Here is a 14,343-nt window from a genome sequence, read left to right as displayed (position 1 = left end):
GTTTGATATAGGACAAAAAACCACCAAGCGTTCCGCTCGGTGGTTTTGTATTAGGATTCTAATTTTTTCGCACGTTTTAATAATAAAAGAAAGACAATGATAACGAACCCCAGTATAAGGAAGAAGCCATATTGCTTTATATAATCAATTATGTCATTCGCACTGGTTGGTTTTTCAACGTGAATGCCGTCTTTATTCGTCGTAATATGAATATCTTTCATTTTTACTTCATTCTTTTCCTTTTGTAAATCAATCCATTCTATATTTGGAATACTTTCTAGATCCTTTAACACTTCTTTTAATGGTTTCGCACCTAAGTAAGGATGATAGAATGCACCAATAACTCCATCAGATAATTTAGAAACAGATAGAGCACGCTCTTTCATTTTAGCAGTAGTTTGTGGCGTATCTTCTTCAATAAATCCGACTGTTTCAGGCAATAGTTTCATTCCATGTAAAAATGATGGAGTACTTGTATAATATGGTGAGTGCATGGATTTCCAAGTTGTATCATTTAACTGTAGCTGTCCTACATAAGTTGAAAAGTACCTTGATAATATTTCATATCCTTTTTGAGACATCGTGTAATGAGGTGCTTCAAAGGCAACAGGATATAGTTTAGCATCTACAAGTTCTTGAATTCCTTTTTCGATATGATCTTTCGTATATTTTTCCTCGAATTCTTCCCCTTTTTTTACATATTGGTTATATGCCTCTATATTTGGAAAGTCATCTTTTGTCTTCGGTTTTTCATGCTTCGGTTGGCGAATTGGTTGATCTGTTTTTACATCCCAAAATTCAAAGCCTTCACCTGTTTCACTGTCATAAAATTGGTGAGTATAACCATGCATAATAATTGCTGCACCATCATCTTGCATAGAGCGTAAAAGATCAACTAGTTCTGGTTTATCTTTTAAATGTATTATCTTTCCTGTATCTGGATCTTTATATACCGGAATAACAGTAATCATGTAAGGCATCTTTTTCTCTTTTAGTAATTCAGCAATTTCTTTCAATTGATTTATATCTGCTGCGGGGTGAACATCCTCAAGGCGTAAATAAGCTTCAACTTTATTTTTCGTTGGTTTTTGGCTGAAATAAGAAAATAACATTTCACCGACGTAATGAGACATCCAGTCAAAGAGGTTAGGTGTTGCAACATAATAAGATGTTTCATGCTGAACGATTAGTGGGTTAGTGTTATTTGAGCTTAAGGCGTTAGCAAGCACAGTTCCATTCGTATCAAATGATTGAATTAATCGTTCCTCCTCTAAGGTATTTTTTAGCTTCTTGTCTGGATATTCAATTTTATTAACTCGTATATCATCACTATTCAAAGTAATGAAAGAAAAACGCTTAGATAATTGTTCAACATTTTGTCCTAATACTAATACAGGGCCGGAGAAGTTTTCTAGAAATTGTTTCGTTTCATCAGAAAACGCTTCTTTTGTTTCACCGATATAAACAATATGTGTATAGGAGGATACGTTATTAATTGAAGTTGCTTCTTTTAAGTTTTTTACGGTTATATCATTTGTAAAATGTCCTAATTGAGTATTAAGGATTTGGACATTATTTGAAAATTTATCGTCTTGTGTACTATACAAAACAAGTACTTTTGGTTTTGATGATGTTTGTGCAGAGGTGTAGGTAGGGATGAGTAGTAAAATGCTGAACAAGAGTGTTAGGCATTTTTTCATTTTGTATGCTCCTATTCTATATATAGAGTTCAGTTTACAATTATATACAATAAATGCGTTATAGTCTATGAAAGTTACATTTTTGTACGTATTTACCAGCTGTTTTTTCACAAAATCGGTCTAAAGCATGATGATAATATGTATAGTTATTTGCTATGATAAAAGAGTAATAGAATGTAGGTAATTGTAAAGGGAAGGCTGAAAGGGGACAAATTTCAGCGGAGAAAGAGGTAGAGGTAGTGAAGAAATTCTTTGTAGGATTTTTAGTTGTTCTTGGAGTATATTTATATTTCCAAGGAAAGTCTGAAGGAATGGATAAGCTAGTGAATGGAACAAGCTATGTTGATTCAGAAGAAGCAAAACAGATGAAACAAATCATTATAGAGGAAGCGAAGAAAGTAAATCTTCCAGAATGGATACCTCTTGCAATTGCCGAGCATGAAAGTCGATTAAATCCAAGAAGTGTTGGAGATAATGGAACTTCATTCGGATTGTTTCAACTACACCGCGGCGGCGGGCTTGCACCAGAGCATTTAACTGATGATGAGCTGAAAGATCCACGTACAAATGCGCAAATTGCAATGCCGCATTTAATGAAAGGATATAAGCGTGGGGTGCAAAAAGGTTTGACTGATTTTGCATTACTGAAGTATATAGCGAATACATCTGGATGGCCAGGGAATTTAGGGCCAGAGTGGACGGATAATAACATGAAGTATAACATCGGATTAGAAGATGTGTACTATCGAAATAAAGGTGTAATTAAAGAGTAGGTTTTCTATACCTACTCTGTTTTTTTATGAATAATTTCATCCTTTTCTTTCGTGAAATACTGCGTGAGTTGTATTTTCACCTCTTCTAGTTTTGTAGAAACTTGCGGTATTTTATATCCTACATACAATGGTGAAACGACAAATCTAGGTACAACTTTACAAATGATTTTTCCATTTAAGTAATAGAAGAATAAGTTATAACTACTGCATCCTTTATGGAAATCTGTCAGTATGTAACGTACAGTTTGCTGAATGTAATTTGCCATTTCATCTATATATGAAATGTTATCAATGATTATATTGAATTCAGTGAAGCCAATAATGGGACGCTCTGAAATATTAAGCTCAATGCATTCATTTTTTTGAACAATTAACCCTTGGAAATTTTCTTCTTCAATATTTTCAAGATAATCTACATATTTCATTCCGATAATTTGCATGTGTGCATGATGCAAACTTCCACCTGAAAATGGACCGTGATTTTTATATAAAATCACAGATGCGAACTTCTTGTTCTTCTGTAAGTGTAACCAATGTTGAATAGAAAATTGCATTAATTTGCTCATATGTTCTTCTGTATATGTTGCGATATGATCTTCGCAATTATCGGTTTCGATTAACACTGTTTGAAATGTATCTTGTAATGTAGGAAATTTATTTTTTAACCAAATAATAGAACCATCAGTTGCTAAAATATCCGTTAATTGTTCTTTATCGCAAAATGGACATGCAGCGCTTCTATTCCGAATACTTTCTGGTTTTTGTTTACCGATATCGTTTAAAAAATATAGTTGTTGTGTATCCATTTGTATATATGCCCCTTTAAAATATGTGTAAAAATCCCGCTTAATACATTCGGGAAAAGGAGAAGGAAATCCTCTAAAGGAATAGGGGAAAAATAAAAGACAAGATATCCTCATTACGATAGGGTACCTTGTCTTTTATTTTTTCTCTAATAGTGTGTATGGATAATATAGAACATTTTCATTATTTTTCTTTTTTCTCTTTTTTATTGTGTATAAGGTAATTGCTGTGCTTGCAATTATAATAATGGCTTTCTTCATATTCATATACCCCTTTTTATTGTTGGTTTAATTCTTGGCTAACTGCTTTTGCATCGACTAAAGCGTGTAAAATCATTTTCACCATGTTCATCATATTTCTTCACTCCTTTTTATAGTTCATTTAGTTCTTTTACAACTGCTTGTCCGTTCACTAATACCTCAAAGATTGCTTTTACGATTTCTTTCATCATGTTTGTTTCCTCCTTTTGTTTGTCTCGCTTGTTTACATCTTTATTGTATAGGGAGGCATCTTTTCGTACTATCGCTTTCCATTACGTGAACATAACAGTTTTGTAAGATTTGATGTCACTTATTGAAATGTTTAGTCTATCTTCATTATTTTCAGAAAAATGACTATTCAAACATGAAATTGGAAAGTATAATAAAGAAGTAAGTATTAAATTCCGTACGAAAGGGGTGAATGAGATGAAACGTTCTTTAGCTGCGCGTGCCAAATTTTTAGATTTTATTTATTTTTGTCGTGCGATTTTTCATGATGTAGTTGTTAACGGGATACGTATGCCCTTTTTTAACAATTGCATAGTGACTATTGAACGATAGAAATCTCTTCACCCATTTTTAATAAACGTGTGAAAAGGGAGCTATTTGGCTTCCTTTTTCTATGCCGAAAACCATGGGGAATGTTTCTTTCTTATGGTTTTTTATATTGAAAGGAGTACGGAAAATGACTATTTGTAGTGTAAATAATGTAATGAAATCTTTTGGTGGAAACATCATATTTGAAAATATATCGCTTGAAATAAAGAATGGTGAACGTGTTGGGTTAGTTGGTCGTAACGGTAGTGGGAAGACAACAATCTTTGGACTTCTAACGGGAAAGGAGAGTTTGGATGCAGGAGCTATCCATATGAAGAAAGGTACACGTATTGGTCATGTCGCACAAATTCCGAAGTTTGATGAGGTCATGAATGTATATGATGTATTGAGTTCCGCTTTTAAAGTAGAAAAGGAATTAGAAAAAGAAATGCATGCTCTAGAAAAAAATATGGCGGAGGAGCAGGAACAATCTTCATTGCAAAAGCTAATGGAGAGGTACGGAGTCATTCAAGAAAAATTTGCATTTCTCGGTGGTTATGAAATAGAGGCAAATATAATGAAGGTAGCAAATGGCTTACAAGTAACAGACTTATTTCCAAGAGTATTTACGGAATTAAGTGGAGGAGAACAGACGAAAGTAAGCCTTGCATATATGCTATTGCAGAAACCAGATTTACTTCTATTAGATGAACCAACAAATCATTTAGATTTATTTGCAGTTGAATGGTTAGAGCAATTTTTAAAAGAATACACTGGAACAGTTATAGTTATTTCACATGATCGCTATTTCCTTGATGAAGTTGTAACGAAAATTTTTGATTTGGAAGATGGAGAGATTCACGTGTACCATACGAATTATTCTCAGTTCGTTGAGGAGAAGGAAGAAAGATTACTTCAAGAGTTTCAAGCTTATCAGGAGCAGCAAAAGAAAATAAAGAAAATGAAAGAAGCAATTAAGCGTCTACGTGAATGGGCAAATCAAGCGAACCCTCCGAATGAAGGATTGCATAAAAGAGCGAGAAATATGGAACGTGCGTTAGAACGTATAGAGAAATTAAAGAGGCCAATTTTAGAACGAAAACAGATGGGTCTTCAGTTTGAAGGGCAAGAGAGAAGCGGGAAAGATGTTGTTGTAATGAAAGAAGTGAGTAAAGGTTTTGCTGGACGACCTTTATTTGAACAAGCGAATTTACATGTTCGTTTTCAAGAGCGTGCGGCTATCGTTGGTCGTAATGGTACAGGAAAGACTACATTATTAAAACTACTATTAGAAGAAATAAATCCAGACGTTGGTGAAATTCGAATTGGTAGTAGTGTCAAAATTGGTTATTTATCACAGCATACGTATGGAAATGTGAAGAGTAATGTATTGGAAGCGTTTAGAGAGTATGTAGCTGTAACAGAAGGAGAAGCAAGACATATATTGGCTAAGTTTTTATTTTATGGTCCAGCAGTATTTAAGAAAGTAACGCAACTGAGCGGTGGAGAAAAAATGAGGTTAAGACTTGCGCAACTTATGTATCAAGACATCAATTTTCTAATTCTAGATGAGCCGACAAACCATCTTGATATTGAATCAAGGGAAGTTTTAGAGGAAGCCCTTGAGCAATATAATGGAACAATCCTAGCTGTTTCACATGATCGTTATTTTTTAAATAAGTTATTTGAAAAGACGTACTGGATTGATGAATGTAAATTATTTGAGTTTGCAGGAAACTATGCATGGGCTCGTCAAAAGTGGGAGGAAAAGCTTGAGAAGCAAGTAATAAAGCAGAAACGCCAAGGGAGAAAAAGTGTTGAAACGGTTCCTGTAAAAGAGAAAGAAGCTAGGAATCTTGAAGAGATTGAAAATGAGTTAATGCATGTAGAAGAAGATATATATGCAATAGAATGTGAAATGGAACATGTAGCTGATGTTGAAAGACTTGAAAAATTATATGAGGAAAAAACGAAGAAAGAGTTGTTACGAGCGAAGTTATATAGTGAGTTAGAGAATATTGTGGAGTAAAGAGTAGAAAGCCACTTCCTTTCAGTTTTGTTGGAGGAAGTGGCTTTTTCATAATGATATTTTGCTTTAAAGATTAAATGAAGAGATGTGTTTCACGTGAAACAGTAACTTAGATAAATCCGTGTTCCTCAATTTGCATAGTTTGTGAAACATATGAAAATGATAAGGTGAAAAAGAAATGTCATTAGTGGCTTTTCGATAGGAGTAATTACAAAAACAAAGGCTAATTATTTCCCGAGAGATAAAGTGAGGGCTTTTACGGGCAGCCCGACTCCGACCTAACTTCTTTTGCTTTCGCTGAATTTTGAGGTGGGGTTCTTACTGCCCGGCAAATAGCGGGATAAATATGTATAAAAGAGACTAGTGAATGAAAACGAAAAGAGAGCAAAGTTACAGCTTTACGCGCTGAACCCTGCTCTCTTTTTGCGTGGCATCTTCTCTCGTTGAAATTATAATAGCGATCCCGAGCATGATAAAAAAAGCTAAAAAGAGGACGAACTTTGGGAAGAACGGGAATAGTAATAGCGCTCCGACTATCATAATTGTTAATAATACGTAGTGCAGGACGTATTGGAATAGGTTGTCCATATTTTCGCCCCCTTTTTGGTAATTGGTTATTAGTATTCTATGTTTCATGTTGAAGGAATAGAAGTAGATTTTTAAGTTTTTTAATACGAATTATAGCTGAGTTTTCTTAAAGTATAAATGTAGAGTGATAATTTTGGAAAAATTCTAAAAATATTTATTTAGAAAGAATTGACAAAACATAATGAACGATATAAGCTAATAACCATAAAGTCTACCGGAAAGGTCGGAATAAGATTGTTACCCCTCAAAAACATCTATTTTTTTACGATTAAAACCGACTTTTCCGATTGGCTATAAATATGCTGTGGGAGGCATACATAAGCTAATAAGTTCAAAGGGTATAACTATTAAACAGTTAGGGTGGGGACAATGAAGAAAAAGACAAAAAAATGGGCTGGTGTATTTTCAGTATTACTTAGTAGTTCGCTTGTGTTATCTGCTTGTGGGGGACAGGAGGATACGGCTTCTACAGAGCCGGTTAAACAGCAGGATTTAAAAAATGTGAAAATTGAAAAGATCGCTGCGACAGATAAAACGAAAGTGCCAGACAAAGCGAAGAATAGAAAAGATACGTTAGTAGTTGGTATTAGTAAGCCAGGCGGCGTATTTTTGCCATACTTCCAACAAAATGGTTGGGATGGAAACGTAACTTCAGTTATTTTTGCATCTCTCGTATCAACCGATAAACAAGGGAAACCAATTCCAGAATTAGCTGAGAAGTGGGACGTTTCTTCTGATCAGTTAACATATACATTCCATTTACGTAAAGATTTGAAATTTAGTGATGGATCGCCATTAACGGCGGATGATGTAGCTTTCACATTGACGCTTTTACATGATAAAGCATATGAAGGTGAAGTAGATATCTCTCAATATGTGGTTAAAGGTGGTAAAGAATATAAGGAAGGAAAAGCAACTTCAATTGAAGGTATTCAAGTTGTTGATCCACAAACAATTAAAATTACAACTGAAAAAGTGAATTCACAAGCTATATTTGTTTTAGGAGGTACAGTACTATCAAAAGCTTATTATGGAAAAGATTATAAGCAAAATACAAGCTTAGATTACTTAAAAGATTTATATGGAAAGCCATTAGCTGCGGGTCCATATAAATTTGAAAAGTATATTCCAGGTCAAGAAGTTCGTTTTGTAGCAAACGAAAATTATTATGCGGGTAAACCAAAAATTCAAAACTTCATTTATAAAATTACTTCTGGTGATACGAAGCTTCAGTTATTCCAAACAGGAGAAGTTGACCATACTGGCTTAGGTACTGGTGATGAGGTTCTTGAACAGGCTAAGGCTTTAGAATTCGCCAATATCCAAATCGAAACAGCACCGTCATTTAGTTATATTTATATGAATAATAATAAGCCTTACTTAAAGGATAAAAAGGTTCGCCAAGCACTTATTTACGGATTAGACCGCAAAAAATATGTTGATACAGCGTTAAAAGGATACGGTACAGTAGCCAATGTACCAATTCATCCAACTTCTTGGGCTTATACGGAAGAAGGAGTTAATAAATACGAATACGATAAAGAAAAAGCGAAAAAATTATTAGATGAAGCAGGGTGGAAAGTTGGTTCGGATGGAATTCGTGAAAAAGATGGTCAAAAATTAAAACTTTCTTATTTCGGTCCAAGTTCGGCTAAAGATAGTGATTTATTAATTCCGATTGCGAAAGAGAATTATAAAGAAATAGGTGTAGAGTTTAATCCTGAATTTATGGACTTTAATACGATGCTTTCTAAGGTAAACAAAGGGGATTATGATTTAGCTTCTGTTTCGACACCGATTACAAGTGATCCGAGTGAAACAGCTGGTGAATATTTGTCTACTGCAAATGAAACTAGTCTTGGTTATAAGAATGCAAAAGTAGATGAGCTAATTCAAAAAGGTATTGAAACTGTAGATATCGAAAAGCGTAAACCTATTTATAAAGAATTGTATAAAGAATTAAGTGATGATCCACCAGTAATTCTATTAAACTACCGTAGAACAATTACTGGTTATAACGGGAATATAAAAGGAATTGATCCTGAAAAGTACAACAGTATTAGTGCAAACTTACCAGTATTATCATTTGAAAAATAACGATAAGAATGTATAAGTAGAAGACATTTTTTCATTCGGTTAGTAATGTGCCGCTTTGAAAAAATGTTCTTCTATTTTAAGCATAAGATTGGAGAGAAAAAGGGTGAAAACATATATTGTTCGTAGGTTGTTACAAATGATTCCTACACTGCTTGGTACATCAATTATTATCTTCGTCCTGTTCGCACTTCTTCCTGGGGATTATATTGATTCAAACCCGAAAATTACACCGGAAAGAGCAGCTGAACTGAGGGAGTTATATGGGTTGAACAAACCAATTGTTGAGCGTTATTTTCATTGGTTAGGTAATGCATTGCAAGGGGACTTTGGCTTCTCACTTCAATATCAAGAGCCTGTAACGTCATTATTAAATAAATTTATTTGGAATTCCTTTAGTGTAGCAATTATTGCATTGTTTTTTATTTGGCTAATTGCACTTATTATCGGTGTATTCTCGGCGACGAAGCAACATTCTTTATTCGATAAACTTGTAACAATCGGTGTTTTTGCAGCAATGTCATTCCCTTCATTCTTTATCGGTTTGTTTTTAATTAAGGTGTTTGCGGTTGACTTTAAGTTATTACCGATAGGTGGAATGATTGATGTTGGCAGTAATTCAACAGGATTTGCTTACGTGATAGAAGTTGCAAAACATATGATTTTACCAGTATTTATTTTGACACTTCTTGGGGTCGGCTCGCTAACTCGTTATTTTAGAACAAGTATGTTAGAGGTTGTAAGACAAGATTACATACGAACAGCAAGAGCGAAAGGTTTGAAGGAGAAGACGGTTATTTATAAGCATGCATTAAAAAATGCAATTTTACCGGCAATTACGTTATTAGCATTTGAATTACCTGGATTGTTTTCTGGGGCAATTATTATTGAACAAATTTTTAACTGGCCAGGGATTGGTAATATTCAATTAGAAGCATTAAATTTCCGTGACTATACAGTATTGATGGCATTTACGATGTTTCTTTCTTGTTTAACAATCGTTTCAAACTTTTTAGCAGATATCGTATATGCAGTTGTTGATCCAAGAATTCGGTTGAAGTAAGGGGGGAAAGAAATGGAGACTGTTACAGTAATTACAGAAAAAAAAGAAAAAAAGAGAAGAAATGAATCATCACCATGGCGACAAGCTTTTAAAAAGATAAAGAAAAATAAGATGGCACTTGTAGGGTTTTATGCATTAATTTTTATGTTTTTATTTTGTTTTATCGGTCCGTTCTTTTCTCCATATGCATCAGGAAAAATACAAGTTGCGCTCATTAACAAACCACCTAGTTTTTCTCATTGGCTTGGTACAGATCAATTAGGAAGAGATATTTTAACAAGGCTTATGCAAGCGGGACGTATTTCATTAACCATTGGTTTAGCTTCAATGGTTTTATCGGTTATACTTGGAGCTTTATTAGGAGCGATTGCAGGTTTTTATCGTGGTATTGTGGACAATATTATTATGCGACTTGCAGATATTTTAATGTCGATGCCAGGATTACCGTTACTTATTATAATGGGTGCGATTTTATCAGAGTGGAAAGTACCGTCTGATTATCGTTTGTATGTCATTATGATTATTTTAAGTTTAGTAGGTTGGCCAGGGCTTGCACGCCTTGTAAGAGGGCAAATTTTATCACTTAGGGAGCAAGCATTTATGCAAGCTGCGGATGTGTTAGGAATAAAAGATTACCGGAAAATTATATATCACTTAATACCTAATGTTTTACCTATTTTAATTGTCGTATCTACATTAGGTGTTGCAGGTTCTATTTTGGGAGAATCCGCACTAAGTTACTTAGGTCTTGGAGTCGTTCCACCTACACCATCATGGGGGAACATGATTAGCGCAGCTAACTCATTAATCGATTTCCAAAAGCGTCCATGGTTATGGATTCCGCCTGGTTTTGCAATCTTTATAACAGTTGTATCAATTAATTTACTTGGTGATGCACTTCGTGATGCATTAGATCCAAAGATGAGACGGTAGGTGAGGAGATATGAGTAAAGCGGTAGTAGAGCTGAAAGATTTACAAACACACTTTCAGACAGAAGAAGGGACAGTAAAAGCTGTGAATCATGTTAGTTTTTCTGTTCGAGAAGGTGAAACTGTTTGTGTTGTAGGTGAATCTGGTTGCGGAAAAAGTGTAACGGCGTTATCTATTATGGGACTTATTGCTGAATCAGGCAGTGTAGTAGGTGGAGATATTTTATATGAAGGAAAAAGTCTTTTAGGAATGAAAGAGAAAGAGCTTCGTAGTTTACGAGGGAATGATATTGCGATGATTTTCCAAGAACCGATGACATCGCTAAACCCCGTCTTCACTGTAGGAGAGCAAATTGTAGAAACGTTAAGGGAGCATGAATTACTTAGTAAAAATGAAGCATATAAGAAGGCAATTGAGTTAATTCGTAAAGTTGGCATAGCCCGCGCTGATGAAATCGTCCATTCTTATCCGCATGAACTGAGCGGCGGGATGTTACAACGTATTATGATTGCTGTTGCACTTAGTTGTAATCCTAAGTTATTAATTGCGGATGAACCAACAACAGCTCTTGATGTTACCATTCAGGCTCAAATATTGGATCTACTAAGACAAGTGAAAGAAGAATTTAAAACGTCGATTTTATTAATTACACATGACTTAGGTGTCGTAGCGGAAATGGCTGATTATGTTGTCGTTATGTATGGCGGGAAAGTTATCGAAGAAGCCCCAGTACTAGAGATATTCCAAAATCCAAAACATCCTTATACGAAAGGATTATTGAAATCAAAACCAGTAATGGGAAAACGAATAGATAAACTATATTCTATTCCAGGGCAAGTTCCGAATTTAGTTGGTTTAGGTGAGTTTTGCTACTTTAGTGGGCGTTGTGAGCATTGTATGGAAATATGTGAAAAAGAAGCCCCAAATCTAAATGTAAATGATGAAAATCATAAAGTAGCTTGCTGGTTATATGAGGAGCGTGCGGAACAATGAGTGAACCATTATTAGAGGTGAAAAATCTAAAGACATATTTTCCAATTAAGGGTGGCGTATTTAGTAGAACAATTGGGCATGTAAAAGCGGTTGATGGAGTAAGTTTTACTATTAATAAAGGTGAAGTGTTTGGTCTCGTTGGCGAATCAGGGAGCGGAAAAACAACAATAGGAAAAACAATTTTACGCCTCGTTCAAAAAACGGAGGGAGAAGTGAAGTTTAAAGGGAAAGATGTTCATTCTTTATCCAAGGATGAATTAAGAAAACATCGCCCTAATATGCAGCTCGTTTTCCAAGATCCATTTAGCTCATTAAATCCGAGAATGAGAATTGGAGAAGCGCTTGGAGAGCCAATGTTGGCCCACGGATTAGCGACGAAAGAAAATGTTCGTGAAAAGGTAATTGAAGTATTGGAGTTATGTGGATTAGCTCCTTATCATATTGACCGGTATCCCCATGAGTTTTCTGGTGGACAACGTCAGCGTATCGTAATCGCAAGAGCTATGGTATTAAATCCGGAATTTATTGTAGCTGATGAACCTGTGGCGGCACTAGATGTATCTATCCAAGCACAAATTATTAATTTATTTAGTGAGTTACAAGAGAAAAAGGGATTATCTTATTTATTCATTTCGCATGATTTAAGTGTAGTAGAACATTTATGTACGAAAATCGGAATTATGTATTTAGGTACGATTGTGGAGACAGCACCGCGTGATGAGTTATTTACCAATCCGCTACATCCTTATACGAAAGCATTGTTATCAGCTGTTCCAATACCAGATCCAACAGTGAAGCGAGAGCGAATTATACTAGAAGGGGATATTCCAAGTCCAGCAAATCCACCTTCGGGCTGTCGTTTTCATACACGTTGCCCATTTGCAACGGATGTTTGTAAAAAAATAGTACCAGAATTCCGTAATGTTGGTGCAGAGCATTTTGTTGCTTGTCATCACGTATAAAAAAGGACTCTTTCAAATTGAAAGAGTCCTTTTTTTATTTAATAGATGAAGTTTGTTTCAATACAAATTGCTCGATTGCGTGAGCAACACCATGTTCATTGTTTGTTAGTGTTACAACATCACATAGCTTTTTTACATCTTCTTCAGCGTTGCCCATTGCAACAGATAAGCCTGCTACTTCTAACATCGGTACATCATTAAAATTATCACCAATAGCAACTGTATCTTCAATAGGGATATTAAAATGAGCTGCCATCTGCTGTATCCCGTTTCCTTTATGTCCATTCTTATCCATAATTTCTAAGTTAGTAGGAGCCGATGCTGTAACCATAATATCAGCATCTTCTTGTAATATACTTAATAGTTGTGCGCGATGCGCTGCATTAAACGTTAAAATGAAGAATTTAGATATTTCTAGTTCTTGGTTATTTACAACATCTTCTATTTTTTTGAAATCAGTAATTAGGTTCGATTTCTTTTGCTTTTCTGTAATTCGTTCAAGTTCCTCTAATGTAACATCAAGCGCATGCTTATTTTCTTCGAATGCTTGCATCACTTGATCTTGCCATGTATATGGAGAATAAACTCCTTTATTCGTATATAGCTTATATGGGAAACCTTCAGATTCTAGTAATTTTGCAAGTTTGTAAACTTTGTCGTTTTGTATACAACGCGAGTTAATTACTTTTCCATCCACATAAACAATAGCCCCATTGCTTGCTCCGACTGGAAGAGATAATTTATATTCTTCCAATAGCTTTAAAGCATCCTCTTTCGCACGACCAGAACAGATCATTACAATATGACCAGCTTCTTGTGCAGTTTGGATTGCTTGTAGGTTTTCTTTGGAGATTTCAAGATTAGATGATAGTAGTGTACCATCCATATCTAATGCGATTAATTTCAAAATGACCACCTCTTTGTTTTTATTATACATAGTTATATAGAGGAAACATATAAACTTATCTTGGAAAGACGGTATTTTATCTCATATTAAAAGTAAGTAAAGATTAGATAGGTTTAGTGTCACTAAATAAACGATTTGTAACAAAAATAGAGAGGAATATGACGACATTTCACTTTATGACTGTAATGTTACACGAATGTTACAAACGTGAACTAAGTGAAAAACGCATTAAATAAAGGTTTTTGAGGGTTATTATAAAAAAACGTAAAAAAAGTGTAATAAATTTTACGTAATTATATTGCAACGTAATAATAGTTATGTTACATTAATGTTACAAACGTTACGTTATCAAATTTAATGTAACGTTAACATAAAAACTATGAAATAAACATTTCTTAGAAATTACATATAGATAACTTATAAAAAGGGAGGATAAATGATATGAAAGAGCAAGTATTACAAGTAACAAAAGGTGATTTCGTAGGATCAGCAAGTGGAGCGGTAGTATTAACAGCATTAATCGTATTTCTATCAAGCGTATTAGTATAATAGAAGCTTTGTAACAAAAGAAAAGGAAGGGAGAATGAAAGGTATGAAAGAGCAAGTATTACAAGTAACAAAAGGTGATTTCGTAGGATCAGCAAGTGGAGCGGTAGTATTAACAGCATTAATCGTATTTCTATCAAGCGTATTAGTATAATA

General features: G+C 34.5%; 15 protein-coding genes. 10 read left to right on the top strand and 5 right to left on the bottom strand.

What is annotated here, in order from left to right; genetic code table 11:
• Positions 1 to 50: 50 nt before the first annotated feature.
• Complete coding sequence (locus tag ACTFSL_RS25800) at positions 51 to 1,700, bottom strand: DUF2334 domain-containing protein (RefSeq protein WP_059303368.1); 1,650 nt, start codon at positions 1,698 to 1,700, stop codon at positions 51 to 53.
• 239 nt (positions 1,701 to 1,939) lie between these two features.
• Here ACTFSL_RS25800 and ACTFSL_RS25795 point away from each other — a divergent pair, with 239 nt between their 5' ends.
• On the top strand, positions 1,940 to 2,473 hold the full coding sequence (locus ACTFSL_RS25795) for a transglycosylase SLT domain-containing protein (protein ID WP_000713249.1): 534 nt from the start codon (positions 1,940 to 1,942) through the stop codon (positions 2,471 to 2,473).
• An 11-nt stretch (positions 2,474 to 2,484) separates the two neighbouring features.
• Here ACTFSL_RS25795 and ACTFSL_RS25790 read toward each other — a convergent pair whose 3' ends face one another.
• Both ACTFSL_RS25790 and ACTFSL_RS25785 read right to left on the bottom strand, forming a co-directional pair.
• Positions 2,485 to 3,279, bottom strand: coding sequence for a DUF4931 domain-containing protein (locus ACTFSL_RS25790; RefSeq protein WP_440042626.1), 795 nt, complete (start codon positions 3,277 to 3,279; stop codon positions 2,485 to 2,487).
• A gap of 135 nt (positions 3,280 to 3,414) precedes the next feature.
• The gene (locus tag ACTFSL_RS25785; protein WP_002023099.1) at positions 3,415 to 3,543 is read right to left on the bottom strand and encodes a hypothetical protein; all 129 of its coding nucleotides are present in this window, start codon (positions 3,541 to 3,543) and stop codon (positions 3,415 to 3,417) included.
• A 420-nt stretch (positions 3,544 to 3,963) separates the two neighbouring features.
• Here ACTFSL_RS25785 and ACTFSL_RS25780 point away from each other — a divergent pair, with 420 nt between their 5' ends.
• Positions 3,964 to 4,098, top strand: a complete 135-nt coding sequence (locus tag ACTFSL_RS25780; RefSeq protein WP_000830643.1) for an RAxF-45 family protein — start codon at positions 3,964 to 3,966, stop codon at positions 4,096 to 4,098.
• A 124-nt stretch (positions 4,099 to 4,222) separates the two neighbouring features.
• Positions 4,223 to 6,103 carry a ribosomal protection-like ABC-F family protein gene (gene abc-f / locus ACTFSL_RS25775; protein WP_063245319.1) on the top strand — a complete coding sequence of 627 codons (1,881 nt, stop codon included), beginning with the start codon at positions 4,223 to 4,225 and terminating at the stop codon, positions 6,101 to 6,103.
• 390 nt (positions 6,104 to 6,493) lie between these two features.
• Here the strand turns inward: abc-f and ACTFSL_RS25770 are convergent, their stop codons facing one another.
• Positions 6,494 to 6,691: a hypothetical protein gene (locus ACTFSL_RS25770; protein WP_000369254.1), complete on the bottom strand. Its 198-nt coding sequence runs from the start codon at positions 6,689 to 6,691 to the stop codon at positions 6,494 to 6,496.
• A 369-nt stretch (positions 6,692 to 7,060) separates the two neighbouring features.
• On the opposite strand from ACTFSL_RS25770, the gene ACTFSL_RS25765 reads away from it, so the two are divergent.
• The 5 genes from ACTFSL_RS25765 (at position 7,061) to ACTFSL_RS25745 (ending at position 12,734) form a co-directional block, all read left to right on the top strand.
• Positions 7,061 to 8,788, top strand: coding sequence for an ABC transporter substrate-binding protein (locus tag ACTFSL_RS25765; RefSeq protein WP_440042625.1), 1,728 nt, complete (start codon positions 7,061 to 7,063; stop codon positions 8,786 to 8,788).
• A 103-nt stretch (positions 8,789 to 8,891) separates the two neighbouring features.
• Entirely contained in the window at positions 8,892 to 9,848 is a 957-nt protein-coding gene (locus tag ACTFSL_RS25760; RefSeq protein ID WP_000860748.1) for an ABC transporter permease, read from the top strand.
• A gap of 12 nt (positions 9,849 to 9,860) precedes the next feature.
• Positions 9,861 to 10,781 (top strand): oligopeptide ABC transporter permease, encoded by a 921-nt coding sequence (gene opp4C / locus ACTFSL_RS25755; protein ID WP_000451077.1) that lies wholly within the window; start codon positions 9,861 to 9,863, stop codon positions 10,779 to 10,781.
• 10 nt (positions 10,782 to 10,791) lie between these two features.
• Positions 10,792 to 11,772 carry an ABC transporter ATP-binding protein gene (locus ACTFSL_RS25750; protein WP_000030789.1) on the top strand — a complete coding sequence of 327 codons (981 nt, stop codon included), beginning with the start codon at positions 10,792 to 10,794 and terminating at the stop codon, positions 11,770 to 11,772.
• Entirely contained in the window at positions 11,769 to 12,734 is a 966-nt protein-coding gene (locus tag ACTFSL_RS25745) for an ABC transporter ATP-binding protein (protein ID WP_001294518.1), read from the top strand. The genes ACTFSL_RS25750 and ACTFSL_RS25745 overlap by 4 nt, the downstream gene beginning before the upstream one ends.
• A gap of 34 nt (positions 12,735 to 12,768) precedes the next feature.
• Here the strand turns inward: ACTFSL_RS25745 and ACTFSL_RS25740 are convergent, their stop codons facing one another.
• On the bottom strand, positions 12,769 to 13,641 hold the full coding sequence (locus tag ACTFSL_RS25740) for a Cof-type HAD-IIB family hydrolase (protein WP_000766420.1): 873 nt from the start codon (positions 13,639 to 13,641) through the stop codon (positions 12,769 to 12,771).
• A 441-nt stretch (positions 13,642 to 14,082) separates the two neighbouring features.
• Between ACTFSL_RS25740 and ACTFSL_RS25735 the strand changes: the two genes are divergently transcribed.
• Together ACTFSL_RS25735 and ACTFSL_RS25730 are read left to right on the top strand one after the other, a co-directional pair.
• Positions 14,083 to 14,190: a DUF3948 family protein gene (locus tag ACTFSL_RS25735; RefSeq protein ID WP_000664237.1), complete on the top strand. Its 108-nt coding sequence runs from the start codon at positions 14,083 to 14,085 to the stop codon at positions 14,188 to 14,190.
• Between the two features lie 43 nt (positions 14,191 to 14,233).
• On the top strand, positions 14,234 to 14,341 hold the full coding sequence (locus tag ACTFSL_RS25730) for a DUF3948 family protein (protein ID WP_000664237.1): 108 nt from the start codon (positions 14,234 to 14,236) through the stop codon (positions 14,339 to 14,341).
• Positions 14,342 to 14,343 lie beyond the last annotated feature (2 nt).

This window comes from Bacillus cereus group sp. MYBK108-1, from assembly GCF_051917185.1.
Classification (GTDB): Bacteria; Bacillota; Bacilli; order Bacillales; family Bacillaceae_G; genus Bacillus_A; species Bacillus_A cereus.
This window is presented reverse-complemented; position numbering and strand designations above follow the sequence as displayed.

Bases quoted from the DNA above. Each gene is read 5' to 3' on its own strand.
- ACTFSL_RS25800 (WP_059303368.1), bottom strand. From the start codon at position 1,700: ATGAAAAAATGCCTAACACTCTTGTTCAGCATTTTACTACTCATCCCT.
- ACTFSL_RS25790 (WP_440042626.1), bottom strand. From the start codon at position 3,279: ATGGATACACAACAACTATATTTTTTAAACGATATCGGTAAACAAAAA.
- ACTFSL_RS25785 (WP_002023099.1), bottom strand. From the start codon at position 3,543: ATGAATATGAAGAAAGCCATTATTATAATTGCAAGCACAGCAATTACC.
- ACTFSL_RS25780 (WP_000830643.1), top strand. From the start codon at position 3,964: ATGAAACGTTCTTTAGCTGCGCGTGCCAAATTTTTAGATTTTATTTAT.
- abc-f (WP_063245319.1), top strand. From the start codon at position 4,223: ATGACTATTTGTAGTGTAAATAATGTAATGAAATCTTTTGGTGGAAAC.
- ACTFSL_RS25770 (WP_000369254.1), bottom strand. From the start codon at position 6,691: ATGGACAACCTATTCCAATACGTCCTGCACTACGTATTATTAACAATT.
- ACTFSL_RS25765 (WP_440042625.1), top strand. From the start codon at position 7,061: ATGAAGAAAAAGACAAAAAAATGGGCTGGTGTATTTTCAGTATTACTT.
- opp4C (WP_000451077.1), top strand. From the start codon at position 9,861: ATGGAGACTGTTACAGTAATTACAGAAAAAAAAGAAAAAAAGAGAAGA.
- ACTFSL_RS25750 (WP_000030789.1), top strand. From the start codon at position 10,792: ATGAGTAAAGCGGTAGTAGAGCTGAAAGATTTACAAACACACTTTCAG.
- ACTFSL_RS25745 (WP_001294518.1), top strand. From the start codon at position 11,769: ATGAGTGAACCATTATTAGAGGTGAAAAATCTAAAGACATATTTTCCA.
- ACTFSL_RS25735 (WP_000664237.1), top strand. From the start codon at position 14,083: ATGAAAGAGCAAGTATTACAAGTAACAAAAGGTGATTTCGTAGGATCA.
- ACTFSL_RS25730 (WP_000664237.1), top strand. From the start codon at position 14,234: ATGAAAGAGCAAGTATTACAAGTAACAAAAGGTGATTTCGTAGGATCA.